Genomic DNA, 14,477 nt, shown 5'->3' with positions numbered 1-14,477 from the left:
CTCGAAGATCGTCTCTTCCCCGTCCAGCAGGTCCATGGAGTGCTGGGCGAAGTAGCCCATCCTGACGCTGGCCCCGATGCCCACCGTGCCCTTGTCCGGCCTCGTGGCGCCGGCCACAAGCTTCAGCAGCGTCGACTTGCCGGCGCCGTTGGCGCCCAGCACGCACCAGCGTTCCTTGCGGCGCACCAAGAGATCGAGGCCGGTGTAGATCGGCTGGGCGCCATAGCCCTTGTGGACGTCCCGCAGGCTGATGACGTCGTCGCCCGACCGCGGCGGGCTCCGGAATTCAAACTGGACCGACTGGCGGCGGCGCGGCGCCTCGACACGTTCGATCTTGTCGAGCTTCTTCACCCGGCTCTGGACCTGGGCGGCGTGGCTGGCGCGCGCCTTGAACTTCTCGATGAACTTGATTTCCTTGGCCAGCATGGCCTGCTGGCGCTCGTACTGCGCCTGGCGCTGCTGTTCGCCCAGTGCGCGCTGCTTGTCGTAGAAATCGAGATCGCCCGAATAGGTGACGAGGTCGCCGCCATCGATCTCCACCACCTTGCCGATGATGCGGTTCATGAACGCGCGGTCGTGCGACGTCATCACCAGCGCGCCGCCATAGCCCTTCAGGAAAGCCTCAAGCCAGATCAGGCTCTCCAGGTCGAGGTGGTTGCTAGGTTCGTCCAGCAGCATGCCGTCGGGCCGCATCAGGAGGATGCGGGCGAGCGCCACGCGCATCTTCCACCCTCCGGACAGGAGGCCGACATCGCCGTCCATGCGCGCCTGGCTGAAGCTCAGGCCCGCCAGCACCTCGCGCGCCCGGGCCTCCAGCGCATAGCCGTCCAGTTCCTCGAAACGCTCCTGCGCCTCGCCATAGCGTTCCATGATGGCGTCCAGGTCGCCGGCCTGGTCCGGATCGACCATAGCCGCCTCGAGCCGGGACATCTCGGCGGCCAGCGCGCTGACGGGACCCACGCCATCCATCACCGCGGCGACCGCGCTCTGGCCCGACATCTCGCCGACGTCCTGGCTGAAGTAGCCGATGGTCATGCCGGGATCGATCACGACCAAGCCGTCGTCGGGCTGTTCCTCACCGGTGACCATGCGGAACAGCGTCGTCTTGCCGGCGCCGTTCGGCCCGACCAGCCCGACCTTCTCGCCCTTCTGGACGCCCATTGAGGCTTCGATGAACAGGATCTGGTGGCCGTTCTGCTTGGAGATGTTGTCGAGGCGGATCATGGGGCGGCCTGCTAGCGCGCGGGCGAGACGAACGCCACCCTCAGCCCGAGCCGGCGATGCCTCCGTCGCAACCGCGGCCTCCCACGAGGCGCGCTGGACACGGTCGCGGGCGGTCGCAAGGCCGGCGATGCCAGAAGGCGGGGCTGGACCTTCCCCCACTCCGCCGCTCCCGAAGCTACAGTGAGGTCATCGCCGCCCTTCGCGTCGCAGAGCGGACTGGACCGGACTTCAGTTGAGACGGGACGGCCCAGGAGCTCATGGCCAGTTGCGATGACGCACGGCGACCGGTTTCAGACCCGACGCTCGGCTGCCATGCCAACGGAAACCGGCTCACGTAGGCGGCGATTTCCACCAGCCGGCGCCGATCGGTCAGGGTGATATAGCCCTGCCGTGACACGATGAGCCCGTCACGCCGCAGAGTCTGCAGGGTGCGGTTGAGGTGCACGCCGCTCAGGCCGATCACGTCACTGATGGTGTCCTGCGTCAGGGGCATGTGGAAGGTCGCGTCCGTGGCGAGCCCCACCTGCGCGAGCCGCTCGTGAACCTCCAGAAGCCCAGGGGCTGGCGACATCAGGCGGCTTCCTTCCCCCAGTCGGGCTTGAGGACGACCTTGGTCACCTCGTTCTGCTGCTCCTTGAACATCTTGTAGCCTTCGGGGGCCTGTTCCAGCGGCAACCGGTGGCTGATCAGGAAGGTGGTGTCGATCTTGCCCTCGCCGATCATCTCCAGCAGCGGGCGCAGGTATTTCTGGACGTGGGTCTGGCCGGTCTTCACCTGCAGGCCCTTCTGCATCAGCGCCCCGATCGGGATCTTGTCGCCGACGCCGCCGTAGACACCGGGAATCGAGACCCGTCCGCCCTTGCGGCAGGCCATCAGCACCTCGCGCAGGACATGGGCGCGGTCGGTGCCCAGCTTGGTGGTTGTCTTCACCGCGTCGATCACGTTGTCGATGGTGAAGCCGTGGCTCTCCATGCCGACCGCATCGATGCAGGCGTCGGGCCCGATACCGCCAGTCATCTCCATCAAGGCCTCGCGGACCTTCACGTCATGGTAGTTGATGATCTCCGCGCCCATGGATTTCGCCAGCGCCAGGCGGCCCGGATAGTGGTCGATGGCGATCACCCGGTGGGCGCCCATCAGCAGTGCGCTCTGGATCGCGAACAGCCCCACCGGACCACAACCCCACACGGCCACAGTGTCGCCGGGTTCGATGTCGCAATTCTCAGCGGCCATCCAGCCGGTGGGCAGAATGTCCGAGAGGAAGAGGACCTTGTCGTCCTCGAGGCCGTCCGGGATGACGATGGGGCCGACGTCGGAATACGGCACGCGGACGTATTCCGCCTGCCCGCCCGCGTAGCCGCCGGTCATGTGCGAATATCCGAAGAGACCGCTCATGGCGTAGCCATAGGCGACCTCGCCGAGGTCCGCCTTCTCCGCAGGATTGGAATTGTCGCAGGCGGAGAACTGCTGCTTGCCGCAGAAGAAACATTGCCCGCAGGCGATGACGAACGGCACCACGACCCGCTGGCCCTTCTGCAGGGTCGACTTCGGGCCGATCTCGACGACCTCGCCCATGAATTCGTGGCCCAGGATGTCGCCCCGGTGCATCGAGGGGATGTAGCTGTCGTACAGGTGCAGGTCGGAGCCGCAGATCGCCGTCGAGGTGATCTTGATAATGGCGTCCCGCGGGTTGACGATCTGCGGGTCGGGGACGGTGTCCATCCGGACGTCGTGTTTGCCGTGCCAGGTGAGCGCGCGCATGCCTAATTCCTCGTACTGGTTCAGCCGCGCGGCGCGGCGTCGGGAGCGTCGGAGGTGGAGACCTCGCCGGTCTCCATGAGTTGCTTGAAGCGGCGCAGTTCGCGGCGCGCCTGGATCTTCGGCTCCTTCTGGAACAGCTTGGCGATCAGTTTGCCGAGGTCGCCGCCGGGCGGGTCGTAGACGATGGTGGCGGTGACCTCCGTGCCACGACCCGGCGGGCCGTCGCGAAACTCGATCCGCCCGGCGGTCTTGATGTCGGCGCCATCGACGGACTCCCAGGCAATCAGGGCGTCGGCGACGTCTTCGGTGATCACGGCGTCCCATTCGACCGTCTGGCCGGCCGGAGCCTTGACCACCCAATGCGACGTCTGACCGTCGCCGGGGGTCACGCTCTCCACATTCTCCATGAAGGCGGCCAGGTTCCGAAAGTCCCGCCAGAAGGCGTACAGGTGCGCTCGGGGCCGGTTGATGGTGACCGTCCGCCCCACCAGGGCCGCCTCACCCCAGCCGCGGTCCTCAGCGACCTCTTTGGCGACGTCGCGCTGATGCACCGCTGCGGTCAGCGGCGCGTCACTCTCGCGGGCGCTCTCGACGTGATCCTTCGACATGGAAGTTCTCCCTCGCGCCGATCAATCGACATCGAGGGGCAAAGTTCCCGCCCCCACCATTTGTGGCGCTCGGCGTTGCAGGCGGATCAAAATGCGGCTCGGCGGGCGATCTGCAGGCAGCCAAGCGCGGCGACGTCACGCCGAGGGCGTCACAGGTTCAATGCCCGTGGTATCCGCCCGCGAAGATTGGCGTCGGGGCTGGCCTCCCGCCGGAGGAAACTGCCCACCGTGAGATATCGGCACTCGCGTCGCGGCCCGGCGTTCTCTGCGGATGCCGTCGCATGTCATCCGGTCTTTCGAGTACGACGGAGAGGCCGCTCGGCTGGACGTCCAGCTAGTGAGCGGGCGGGGTTATAGGTATCACGAGGTCCCGCCCTAGACCTTCGAAGCGATGAAGCGGGCCTTCGCCAAGGGCGAGTTCTTCAATCGCCATATCTGTGGCAAGTTCACATTTACGCGTCTGGACGAGGGCCGTCCTGGGCCCGCGCCGGGAACTCGGGGCGACGCGCCGTGACTTCCGGCGCCCACTTCTTCACTCACCGCGCGCTTCTGTTGGCCCTACCCTCTCGCCCGGTCCCGCCGCTTAGAGCAAGGCAGCCATAGGCGCCCGGCGCCGAGCAGGACACGTAGGCGCGGCCGGGCTCAAGCCCGCCATGCGGAAGGCGCCTGACACGAGGATGAAGTCCTTAGCTGGGCGCCACGGGCAGCGCGACCTCGTTGCGTCTCATCGGCGGCAGGGTCCACGGCGGGTCGTAGAACCATACGACCGGTGAGCCCGTCACCGTCCATCCCATTGCCGCGGCCTTGGCGCTCAGTTCCCTGGTGCGCGTGGCGACGGCGCTTCGGCCGGCGAGGCCGGAGAATCGCAGGACGGCGTATTGTTCGCTTGGCAGCTGCACGATCTTCACCGCTGGATCGTTCGGCCGGGGGAGGGTCTCGACAGTGTACTTAGCCGGCATGAAGAACTGCACCCGCCAGCTGCCGTCCGCGGCACGCGCCTGGGCCACCGGCGCGGTCATGGCGATCTTCTCCGCCTTCGCCTGGGCCACCGGTGCGGTGCCCGGGATAGATTTGCCGGCCTGGTTCCTGCCAAAGATGTAGCCGGCGATCGCTTGGAACCCCTTGTTGCGAGCTGAGACCTCGTCGCCCCGGACCACCGTCTCGGCGACGAGGCGCGGCCCGTAGCGCCTGAGTTCCACGGCGCCTTCGCGGTGCAGCACCTTGTAGTCAGGCTGCTCGGCGCCGGCGCGGGCCAGGTCGGGCGCGAACACCGTTCCAAGTGTGGCTACCACGATCGCGCTCAGTTTCAGTGCCGCCATTCGGATCTCCGGATCAGACGAAAGGGGGATTGCGGAACCTTCATACCAGCCGACGCCGACGATCCGGTCCAGCTGCGGCAACGTACGCAGGCCTGGGACAGGCTCGCAACGGACAACCGTCCACCGTCGGTAGGGCACTGCCAAGGGTTCGGTTGGGGCTCTCACTTGAGCGGCGCTCGGCGCAGGTTATGAAACGACGCTCGGGATAGAGTAGTGTCCGCTCAGGCTTCTCAGGCTTCAGCCCAAGCACCGCGCAACTCCGCATCGAGAGGCGCATGGCCGTTGCCGGCATATCTGCCACTTCACAGATCCGCATCATGCTCCCTGGTGCGGAGCAGAGCGACGACTTCGAAGAAGGCGTCGCGCACTTCGTGGAGAAGCGGCCGGCGCTCGGCGCTTAGCGGTAGCGGTCGTAGCGCCGGTGATCGTCCCAGCCTTGATGGCGGTGATGACCGCTATGGTGGCGCCAGTGCTTGCCGCGACGGTTGTCGAAGCGGTCCCATTGGTCGGGCCGGCCGTCGCGATCGCGGTCGCGGCCCCACTCGCGGCGGTCTGAGACGCCGTCGCCGTCGGAGTCGCGGTAGCGGCTGTAACCGTAGCCGTGGTCGTAGCTATAGCCACGATCGTAGCCGTAGCCGCCGCGATGGTCGCCATAGGGATGGGCCATGGCGGCGCCGGCGACGAGCGTCGCCGCCGCGGCTGTGAGGCCCAGGATGATTTTATGCATGGGATGCTCCTCAGAACGTGGAGCCCTTAGGCTATGAAACCGCGGCTGAACGGCCATTCAGGCCCGCGTTCAGCGCGGGTTCACGCTGATGAACGGGGCTGCCAGTGGGGCTCCCCGGACGTCGGCAGGCCTGGTGTCGGCCCTGATTTCGAGCGCGCGCAGATTGGTTAATTGCGCAGCGCCACGCCATGCGCTGGCATGGCTTACAGCTATGACTCCTACGTTCCTCGTCTCACTCCCCAAGGCTCTGCCCGGTTGCCGGTTCCCTCTGTGAGTGCTCTTCCGCTCGCCTGCGTTGACGGCCACCGCACCGGTCGCCCACGCATTGAGCGCGCGCTAGCTAGGCGCGTTCGCTATGTCTTCTTCAAAGGAGCTATTTGACCTCGCTGCGGAGGCGGACCGGCTAGCCAAGCCTTACCCTCCCCCCGCTGGTTAGCCCAAGGGCTTCTGGTAGGCCTCCGCCGCAGCTTCGGACGCGAATGACCGGGCTTCCGGAGCCACGCCAACCATAGGCGGTCCGCCCTCCAAGTACCGCCCGGCCTCTTCCCGATAGCGTGCGGTCGCATGCGCTTGCGCCTCGGCCGGCGCCTCGCGCTTCATGTCAATGAACCAGTCGCTTTCCTCTTGATAGACGTGGGTCTTCACCGCGCCTTCCAGGTGCCCGAGCTTGTCGAGGTAGTCCTCGCTCATCGGGTCCATCATCTCGAGGGCGGCCACCTGCTGCTTGGCCGCGACCTGTTCAGTGTAGGCGGTGTTGGCGTGGCCCTGCTTTCCCGCCTGGGCGAGGGCCGGATAGATCACCGCCTCCTCCGCCATCGAGTGACCGGTCAGAAGAGCACCCAGCTTCCTCTGCGCCTGGCGCCGCGCGTCCGCCGTCGCAGCCGCGCGGGTCTCGGCGAAAGCCTGGTCGATCTCCTCGTGATGATCCAGCACTTGGGACAGCCAGTCGCCGGGCTCTGCGGCGGCGCGCGCATTCGCATGGGCCTCCGCGCGTTTTTCATCGCTGACGGGCGGGGTGATGGCCGCGATGGCCTTATCGAGAAGGGACATCGGAAGCTCCGAACCGAAGGTTTCCTAAGGAGGCGTCAGCGCCGCGGTTTGTTCCCAGTGGCGCCGTGAGAGAAGCATGACGCCGTATTGTCTCGCTGTACGCCAGCGGTGCGGGAGCTCGGCGAGGTCGGCAACGCGCACGAGCGGACGTTAGCTCGCCGCCCCAGAACCGGACGTCCGGCGATGCGCTCGGACGTCGGCATGCCGCGTGCGAGCCGTGGCCGGCGTTGGAACCCGGCGTTGCAATCGCGGTTCTCCAAGGCAGAGCTGTGCGGGTGGAGCGAGCGCGATGGCGGCATCCCTGGAAGCCAGTGTCTGGACACCCTATTGCGGCGCCGGCGCAACGCCGCTCGATCTGATGGTGCGATGGAACCTCGATCCGGTGGTGATTGCCGGCATCCTGGCGCTCGCCGCCGTGCTGTGGCGGGGATCGGCCCCACGGTCCGCCTGGCTGGCGCTGGGACTGTTCGCGGTGATCTTCGTATCTCCGCTCTGCGCGCTGTCGTCGGCCCTCTTAACGGCGCGGACGGCGCATCACGTCCTGCTGGTCGCCGCCGTGGCGCCGCTGGCCGCTTGGAGCCTGCCGCCTGTTTCGCGGTCGGGCCTGGCCGCCGCGACGTTGTGCGCCGCCGCGGTCTTTTGGATTTGGCACGCGCCGGGCGCCTACGCCTGGGCGCTCTCCAACGACGCGCCGTATTGGCTCATGCAGACGAGCCTGTTCGGCACGGCGCTGTGGTTCTGGCTGGCCGTGCGCGCCGCGCGACCGATGGCGGCGATCGCTGGCCTTCTGGTCTCGACGGTGCAAATGGGGCTGCTCGGTGCGCTGCTGACCGTCGCCGGCCGGGCGTTGTACGCGCCCCACGCGGCCACGACCTGGGCGTGGGGCCTCCCCCCGCTGCAGGACCAGCAGCTGGCGGGCCGCATCATGTGGGCGCCAGCCGCGGCCATCTACCTCGTTATCGCGCTCCTCGTGCTGGGGCGGCTGCTGACGCCGCCTTCGGCCTCGACAGCATGATCGACCGGCTCTTCCTCAGCGTCCTCGAGTGGGCGGCCGGTCACGCAGACGAAGGGCGCTATTCGCCCGTCGCCATCGTCTTCCATTGGGTGATGGCGGTCCTGGTGGTGTTCCAGCTCGGGTGGGGTTGGTGGATGGGGCGCTTGCCGGTCGGCGGGGACAAGGTCGCCGCCTACGAGCTGCACTATGCCGTCGGCGTCGTCATGCTGGCGCTGATCATCGGCCGCAGCGCCTGGCGGGCCTTCGCGCCGGAGCCGATCAACGACGCCGACAAGCCGGGATGGGAGAGCACCGCGGCCCACATCGCCCACTACGTCTTCTACGCCTGCCTCTTCGGCCTGCCGCTCAGCGGCTGGCTGATGGTGTCGGCCTCGGCGCGAGAGACGGACCTCAGCCTGCTGGCCAAGATCCCCTGGCCGCTGCTGCCGCTTCAGGACCTTCCGAACACCCGTTTGTGGGGCCTGGAGGCGCTCGCGGAGTGGACGCACTGGGGACTGGTGGTCAGCCTGCTGCTCCTCATCCCGATCCATGTCGTGGGCGCGCTGAAGCACCAGGTCATCGAGCAGGACGACGTCCTGCACGGCATGGCGCCGATCATTCCGAAGCCGCATCGGCGGCCGACCGCGTGGCGGCGGCGATATCGTGCGGTGGAGAAGCGGACGCTGAGGCTAGCCAGACGGCTATGGCCGCGGCCTCGGGCGCGCTCAAATCCGCGGCGGCGACGCGCATGACGCCCCGCGGATCGTTCCGCCGCTTGGCCTCGCGCCAGCGCCGAAGCTGGTCGGCCACATAGGCCGCTGGCTGCCCCGCGATGGCGGGCCCGCCGGCGCCAGCCCCTTCCCCCGCCGCACCGTGGCAGGCGACGCAAGCGGCGTAGGCCGGCGGCGCGGCGGCGGTCACGGCTGGCGTCGGAGGCAAGGCCGCGTAGTACCGGGCGACGGCCAGACGCGCGGACGGCGTCAGCCGCTCGGCCACAGGCTGCATCACCTTGTCCGCGCGCAGCCCCGCGGCGTAGTCCTCCAGTTGCTTGTGGAGGTAGCCCGCTTCGAGGCCGGCCAGGCGCGGTGCGCCCTCTCCGTCGCCGCGGCCCTCCAGGCCGTGGCAGGCGAAGCAGGCATGGGCCGCGCCGCCGTCACCCCCGCTCATCGCCACCACTTGGCCCGTGGCGCTGAAGCCATCGTCGGTCGCGCGCCCGGTTTCGACGCAGGCGCCGAGGCTGAGGATGGCAAGGCAGGCGACGACAGCGCGCATGCCTGCCGAACCCCGCGGCCAAGGCCGAGGTTCCCGGGAACTGCCAAGCTTCGCACGGGTTCTTGTCTCGATGCCTAGGGGGTCGGATGAGGCGGTGGGATGGATTGTGCGCGGGGGCCTCAGCCGTGATCCTGGCCGCCGGCCTGCTTGCCGCCTGCGCCGATAAGGGCCTCCCGCCGCGACAGCTGGCCGGCGCGGACCCGGAGCGGGGCCGCGAGATCGCCCGGCGCGCGGCCTGCGGCGCCTGTCACGACATCCCCGGCGTGGACTGGCCGAAAGGTCGGACCGGCGGCTCGCTGGCCGGGTTCGCCAGCCGCCCCCTGATCGCCGGCCGCGTTCCCAACCAGCCGCAGACCCTCGTCCGCTGGCTGCGCGACCCGTCGGCCATCGCGCCGGAAACAGGCATGCCCGCGGTCCCGCTCACGACCGCCGAGGCGCGCGACGTGGCCGCCTTCCTCTACACCCTGCAATGAGCGCGCTGGACGCCCTGCGCGGCTGGCCGCCGCCAGTCCTCGACCCCGCCGGGCCGTTCGCCGGGCCGGTGACGACGGTGGCCTGGGTGCTGTTCGCGATGGGCGCGGTCGTACTCGCGATCGTGCTGGTGGCGACGGCGGCCGCCCTGTTCGGACCCCGGCGCTGGCGCGCGCGGCTGGGGGGCGAGCGGCTCGTGTGGCTGGGCGGGTTCGCCTTTCCGGTCGTCGTGCTCACGGGCCTGCTGATCTACGGCCTGACGCTGACGCGCGACCTCAGCGCGCCGCCGGCGCCCGGCGAGGTGCGAGTACGAGTGACGGGCGAGATGTGGTGGTGGCGGGTGGGCTATCTCGACGCCAGGGGTGGGGAGGCCTTCCAGGACGCCAACCAGATCCACATTCCCCCCCGCGCGCCCGTTGTGCTGGAGCTCGAGGCCGCGGACGTGATCCACAGCCTTTGGATCCCGCGCTTGGCCGGCAAGCTCGACATGATCCCCGGCCGCCGCAACATCCTGCGCCTGCAGGCAGATCGGCCCGGCGTCTACGCGGCCCAGTGTGCGGAGTTCTGCGGCGGGCCGCACGCGCTCATGGGGCTGGTGGTCGTCGCCCACGAGCCCCGCGCCTACGCCGCTTGGCAGGCGCGGCAGGGTCGGCCGGCGACACCCCTCCCCAGCCGCGGCGCCGAGGTGTTTGCAGCCGCCGGCTGCGGCGCCTGCCACACCGTGCGCGGAACAGCCGCCAACGGCCTGGCCGGACCCGACCTCACCCATATTGGCTCGCGCCGCACCCTGGGCGCCGGCATCCTGCCCAACCATCAGGGAACGCTCGCCGCCTGGGTCGCCGACAGCCAGGCCCTCAAGCCCGGCAACCGCATGCCCGCCTATCCGGTGCTGAGCGGTCGCGACCTGCGTGCCCTGGCGGCCTATCTCGAGGCGCTCAAATGACCTCCGAGACCGGGTTCGACACCGGCCTCTACGACCGCTTTCCGACCCGAGGGCCACGACCCGCCGGCGAACTGGAGAAGCTGGAGGACGCCTGGTGCGGGCCGAAGGGTTGGCAGTGGATCTCGGCGATCAACAACAACTTCATCGGGGTCTACTACCTGGGCGCGGCCATGCTGTTCTTCGTGCTGGCGGGCGCGCTCGCGCTCCTGATGCGAACCCAGCTGGCCCTCCCGATGAACGGCGTCCTGCCGCAGGAGACCTACAACCAGCTCTTCACCATGCACGGGACCATGATGATGTTCCTGTTCGCGGTGCCCGCCGTGGAAGCGCTGGGCGTCCTCCTCCTGCCGCAGATGCTGGGCGCGCGCGACCTACCCTTCCCGCGCCTCTCGGCCTATGCCTTCTGGGCGTATCTGATCGGCGGGCTAGCCTTCTTTGGCTCGCTGTTCTTCGGCCTGGCGCCGGACGGCGGCTGGTTCATGTATCCGCCGCTGACGGGTGCCACGTACTCGCCCGGGATCAACGCCGACTTCTGGCTGCTCGGCATCGGCTTCATCGAGATCTCGGCCATCGCCGGCGCCATCGAGATCATCGTTGGCGTCCTACGCACCCGCGCGCCCGGCATGACGATCGACAAGCTGCCGATCTTCGCCTGGGCGATGCTGATCTTCGCCGGGATGATCGTCATCGCCTCTCCCTCGGTGATCCTGGCGACCCTACTGCTCGAACTGGAGCGCGCCTTCGGCTGGCCCTTCTTCGATCCGCTGAAGGGCGGCGACCCGCTGCTGTGGCAGCACCTTTTCTGGTTCTTCGGCCACCCCGAGGTCTACATCATCTTCCTGCCGGCGGCGGGGGCGATGTCGACGATCATCCCGGCGATCGCGCGCACCGAACTGGTCGGCTACCGGCTGGTGGTGCTGGCTATGCTCGCCACGGGGTTCATCTCTTTCGGCGTGTGGGCGCACCACATGTTCACGGTGGGCATGCCGCGGATGTCGGTGAACGTGTTCTCCGCCGCCTCCATGGCCGTCAGCGTCCCGGCCGGCGTCCAGGTCTTCGCCTGGATCGCGACGCTGGCCGCCGGCCGGATGCGGTTCAACACGCCGGGGCTGTTCGCCGTGGGCGGCCTAGTGATCTTCGTGGTGGGGGGCCTGAGCGGGGTCATGGTCGCCATGGTCCCGTTCGACTGGCAGGCGCACGACACCTACTTCATCGTCGCCCACCTCCACTACGTGTTGATCGGCGGCATGGTCTTCCCGCTGTTCGCGGCGATCTACTACTGGACCCCCTTGGTCAGCGCGCGGCCGCTCAGCGAGCGGATGGGGCGCTGGATCTTCTGGCTGATGTTCGCCGGCATGCACCTGACCTTCCTGCCCATGCACCTGACCGGCCTGATGGGCATGCCGCGCCGCGTGTACACCTACTTGCCAGACCGCGGCTGGGAGCTCCCGAACCTGCTCTCGACCGCCGGCGCCTATCTCTTCGGGATCGCGGTCCTGCTCTGGGGGATCGACATGGCCCGCAACTTCCGCCCGTTCCGCAGGAAGAACGCCGGCAACATCTATGACGGCCCGGGTCTCGAGTGGCTGCCGAACGACCTTTATTCCGTCCGCTCGATCCCCGTGGTGACGAGCCTCTATCCGCTCTGGGACCAGAAGGGCCTCTCGCGCGACGTGGCGACCGGCCGCTACTTCCTCCCGGACAATCCGACGGGCGGCCGCGAGACCCTCGTCACCAGCCCGATGAACGCCGAGCCGCAGTTCCTGCTGCGGATGCCCAAGCCGTCCGGCTGGCACGTCTGGGCCGCGGTCTTCACCGCAGCCTTCTTCCTGCTGCTGACCGTCCAGGCCTACGCCGCCGCGGCGCTGTTCGGCATGCTGGCGGTCTACACCATGTTCCACTGGTGCTGGCTGCTCGACCGGCCGATGACCCAGCCTCGGGTCGACATCGGCGCGGGCATCCTGGCGCCCAGCTACGCCGCCGGGCCGGCGAGCCACGGCTGGTGGGCGATGGCGATCACGCTGGTGGTCGCCGGGATGGTCGTCCTGCTCGCGGGCTTCTCGTACGTCTTCCTCTGGAGCAGCCGGCCCGAACTCTGGAAGCCGCCGCCGGACGATGCGCTCATCGCGATCCTCGGTCTCTACGCGGTGGCGGCGCTCCTGGCATGGCTCGCTGTCCGACTGCTCACGCACGACGGGCCGCGCAGCCCCGTGGTCTCGACGCTCTCGATGGTGCTGTCTGTGGCGGCCCTCAACGCCGCCGGCGGCCTCGACGTGGCGGGATGGCTGGGCGCCGGCCTCGATCCGCAGGCCTCGTCACAGTACGCCGCCGTCACCGCGCTCTTGGCATGGCAGGGCCTGTTCCTCGCCACGGCCGCGCTCATGGGCCTCTACATCGGGCTGCGGCTAGCCTTCCGCTATGTCCTCGCTCGCCAGCCGGCCACTTTCGAGGTGGTGGCGCTGTTCCTCGCCTTCAGCGCCGGCCAGGGCGCGTTCGTCGCCGTCCTGCCCCGGCTCTTCCCAGGCATATGACAATGCGCGGCTGGTCCTGGATGCTCTCCGGCCTGCTGATCTGGGCGGCTCATTTCTCGGCGCTCTACGCCATCGCCAGCCTCGATGCGCAGACTTCGGCCGACGACCACACGCTGTGGACATCCGCGGCACTGGTCGCCACCCTCCTCTGCCTGGCCGGCTGCGGTCTGGTCCTGGCGCGCACAGGCTTCGGTGCAGCGCCGGCGCTCCCTGACAGGTTGGCCGCCCTCGGCAGCCTTGGCGCCGCGGTGGCCATCTGCTGGCAGGCGCTCGGCGCGCTGTTTGGCTAGAGCAGCGACTGGGCCCGCGGCGCGACGCGCCAGACCGTGTTCGACAGATCGTCGGCCACGAGGAGGATGCGCTTGGCGGGGTCGAACACCACGCCCACCGGTCGCCCACGGGCGCGGCCATCGGCGGTGAGGAATCCGGTGAGGAAATCCGCCGGCCGGCCGTTCGGCTTCCCGTCCGAAAAAGGCACCCAGACCACCTTGTAGCCGGCCGGATCCTGGCGGTTCCAGCTGCCGTGCTGGCCGATGAAGGCGCCCTCCCCGTAGCCGCTGCCGAAGCCGCCGCCGGTGACGAACGACAGGCCAAGAGCCGCCACGTGCGAGCCGAGGGCATAGTCGGGTGCGATGGCGCGCTGCACGAGGTCCGGCTTCTGCGGCTTCACGCGTGGATCGACGTTCTTGCCCCAGTAGCTGTAGGGCCAGCCATAGAACGCCCCCTCGCGCACCGAGGTGAGATAGTCCGGTACGAGTTGCGGGCCGATCTCGTCGCGCTCGTTCACCACCGCCCACAGCGCGCCTGTCTGCGGCTCGATCGACAGGGCGGTCGGGTTGCGGATGCCGCGCGCCACGGTGCGCCGCGCGCCCGTGGTGCGGTCGATGGCCCAGACGACCGCGCGCTCCTCCTCCACCGCCATGCCGCGCTCGCCGACGTTGCTGTTCGAGCCGATGCCGACATAGAGCGTCTGGCCGTCGGCGCTGACGGTCAGGGCTTTCGTCCAGTGATGGTTGAGCGCCGACGGCAGCTTGGTCACCTCCTCCGCCGGGGCCGTCAGTCGTGTCTGGCCGGGCTGGTAGGCGAAGCGGACGAGCGCATCCTGGTTGGCGACGTAGAGATACCCGTCCACGAACGCCATGCCGTAGGGGGCGTCTAGCCCGTCGACGAAGATGGTCCGCACCTCGGGCCGGCCGTCGTTGTCGGCGTCGCGCAGCAGAGTGATCCGGTCGCCACCTTCGACGTTGGTGTTGCCCTGCTTCTTGATCACGCCGGCGATGACGTCCTTCGGCCGCAGAGGCGGCGCGCCGCCGCCACGGCCCTCCGAGATCAGGATGTCGCCGTTGGGCAGAACCAGCATCTGACGGGGAATCCTGAGGTCGGTGGCCATCGCCGTGACTGTGAAGCCGGCCGGCGCCGTCGGGACCTGGTCGCGCCAGCTCACCGGCTTGGCGATCTTCATCGGGGGTACCAGGGTCTGGCGGATCGACGGCAGGTCGGGTTTCGCACCCGTCTGACGCAGATCGGGGTCGCTGCGGCCGCAGCCGGCGAGCGCCAAGAGTGTGGTGAGGCCGGCG

Annotated in this window: 16 protein-coding genes and 1 pseudogene; 8 read left to right on the top strand and 9 right to left on the bottom strand. The window is 68.7% G+C overall.

The window, feature by feature from the left end; genetic code table 11:
• From QZV94_RS15935 to QZV94_RS15920, 4 genes are all read right to left on the bottom strand, one after another.
• The coding region (locus QZV94_RS15935) for an ABC-F family ATP-binding cassette domain-containing protein (RefSeq protein WP_293678903.1) at positions 1 to 1,224 on the bottom strand (1,224 nt) is incomplete at its 3' end.
• Between the two features lie 175 nt (positions 1,225 to 1,399).
• Complete coding sequence (locus QZV94_RS15930) at positions 1,400 to 1,795, bottom strand: Crp/Fnr family transcriptional regulator (protein ID WP_293678901.1); 396 nt, start codon at positions 1,793 to 1,795, stop codon at positions 1,400 to 1,402.
• A complete protein-coding gene (locus tag QZV94_RS15925; protein WP_293678899.1) occupies positions 1,795 to 2,985 on the bottom strand; it encodes a zinc-dependent alcohol dehydrogenase in 1,191 nt (396 codons plus the stop codon). The genes QZV94_RS15930 and QZV94_RS15925 overlap by 1 nt, the downstream gene beginning before the upstream one ends.
• Before the next feature lie 20 nt (positions 2,986 to 3,005).
• Positions 3,006 to 3,593: an SRPBCC family protein gene (locus QZV94_RS15920; protein ID WP_293678897.1), complete on the bottom strand. Its 588-nt coding sequence runs from the start codon at positions 3,591 to 3,593 to the stop codon at positions 3,006 to 3,008.
• A 271-nt stretch (positions 3,594 to 3,864) separates the two neighbouring features.
• Between QZV94_RS15920 and QZV94_RS25220 the strand changes: the two genes are divergently transcribed.
• Positions 3,865 to 3,972 carry a KTSC domain-containing protein gene (locus tag QZV94_RS25220; RefSeq protein ID WP_367254599.1) on the top strand — a complete coding sequence of 36 codons (108 nt, stop codon included), beginning with the start codon at positions 3,865 to 3,867 and terminating at the stop codon, positions 3,970 to 3,972.
• Between the two features lie 307 nt (positions 3,973 to 4,279).
• Here the strand turns inward: QZV94_RS25220 and QZV94_RS15915 are convergent, their stop codons facing one another.
• Positions 4,280 to 4,993, bottom strand: a complete 714-nt coding sequence (locus QZV94_RS15915; protein ID WP_293678895.1) for a heme-binding protein — start codon at positions 4,991 to 4,993, stop codon at positions 4,280 to 4,282.
• Positions 4,994 to 5,187: 194 nt separating this feature from the next.
• On the opposite strand from QZV94_RS15915, the gene QZV94_RS15910 reads away from it, so the two are divergent.
• The gene (locus QZV94_RS15910; RefSeq protein WP_293678893.1) at positions 5,188 to 5,313 is read left to right on the top strand and encodes a hypothetical protein; all 126 of its coding nucleotides are present in this window, start codon (positions 5,188 to 5,190) and stop codon (positions 5,311 to 5,313) included.
• Here the strand turns inward: QZV94_RS15910 and QZV94_RS15905 are convergent.
• Entirely contained in the window at positions 5,310 to 5,639 is a 330-nt protein-coding gene (locus tag QZV94_RS15905; protein ID WP_293678891.1) for a hypothetical protein, read from the bottom strand. The genes QZV94_RS15910 and QZV94_RS15905 overlap by 4 nt on opposite strands.
• Before the next feature lie 432 nt (positions 5,640 to 6,071).
• Positions 6,072 to 6,689: a hemerythrin domain-containing protein gene (locus tag QZV94_RS15900; protein ID WP_293678889.1), complete on the bottom strand. Its 618-nt coding sequence runs from the start codon at positions 6,687 to 6,689 to the stop codon at positions 6,072 to 6,074.
• A gap of 289 nt (positions 6,690 to 6,978) precedes the next feature.
• Between QZV94_RS15900 and QZV94_RS15895 the strand changes: the two genes are divergently transcribed.
• Entirely contained in the window at positions 6,979 to 7,704 is a 726-nt protein-coding gene (locus QZV94_RS15895) for a cytochrome c oxidase assembly protein (protein ID WP_293678887.1), read from the top strand.
• Entirely contained in the window at positions 7,701 to 8,435 is a 735-nt protein-coding gene (locus QZV94_RS15890; protein WP_293678885.1) for a cytochrome b, read from the top strand. The genes QZV94_RS15895 and QZV94_RS15890 overlap by 4 nt, the downstream gene beginning before the upstream one ends.
• On the opposite strand, the pseudogene QZV94_RS15885 reads toward QZV94_RS15890, so the two are convergent.
• A pseudogene (locus QZV94_RS15885) lies at positions 8,428 to 8,850 on the bottom strand (cytochrome c); the annotation flags it as partial. The gene QZV94_RS15890 and the pseudogene QZV94_RS15885 sit on opposite strands and share 8 nt — an antisense overlap.
• A gap of 230 nt (positions 8,851 to 9,080) precedes the next feature.
• Between QZV94_RS15885 and QZV94_RS15880 the strand changes: the two are divergent.
• The 4 genes from QZV94_RS15880 to QZV94_RS15865 are packed head-to-tail and all read left to right on the top strand — an operon-like array spanning position 9,081 to position 13,190.
• Positions 9,081 to 9,428 carry a c-type cytochrome gene (locus QZV94_RS15880; RefSeq protein ID WP_293678883.1) on the top strand — a complete coding sequence of 116 codons (348 nt, stop codon included), beginning with the start codon at positions 9,081 to 9,083 and terminating at the stop codon, positions 9,426 to 9,428.
• A complete protein-coding gene (locus QZV94_RS15875) occupies positions 9,425 to 10,369 on the top strand; it encodes a c-type cytochrome (RefSeq protein WP_293678881.1) in 945 nt (314 codons plus the stop codon). The genes QZV94_RS15880 and QZV94_RS15875 overlap by 4 nt, the downstream gene beginning before the upstream one ends.
• Positions 10,366 to 12,900, top strand: coding sequence for a cbb3-type cytochrome c oxidase subunit I (locus QZV94_RS15870; RefSeq protein WP_293678879.1), 2,535 nt, complete (start codon positions 10,366 to 10,368; stop codon positions 12,898 to 12,900). Before QZV94_RS15875 ends, QZV94_RS15870 begins: the two co-directional genes overlap by 4 nt.
• Positions 12,901 to 12,902: 2 nt before the next feature.
• A complete protein-coding gene (locus QZV94_RS15865; RefSeq protein WP_293678877.1) occupies positions 12,903 to 13,190 on the top strand; it encodes a hypothetical protein in 288 nt (95 codons plus the stop codon).
• On the opposite strand, the gene QZV94_RS15860 is transcribed toward QZV94_RS15865, so the two are convergent.
• Positions 13,187 to 14,458, bottom strand: coding sequence for a sorbosone dehydrogenase family protein (locus QZV94_RS15860; RefSeq protein ID WP_293678904.1), 1,272 nt, complete (start codon positions 14,456 to 14,458; stop codon positions 13,187 to 13,189). The two genes, QZV94_RS15865 and QZV94_RS15860, sit on opposite strands and share 4 nt — an antisense overlap.
• Between the last annotated feature and the right edge of the window lie 19 nt (positions 14,459 to 14,477).

The sequence above is a fragment of the uncultured Phenylobacterium sp. genome, assembly GCF_902826855.1.
Classification (GTDB): Bacteria; Pseudomonadota; Alphaproteobacteria; order Caulobacterales; family Caulobacteraceae; genus Phenylobacterium.
This window is presented reverse-complemented; position numbering and strand designations above follow the sequence as displayed.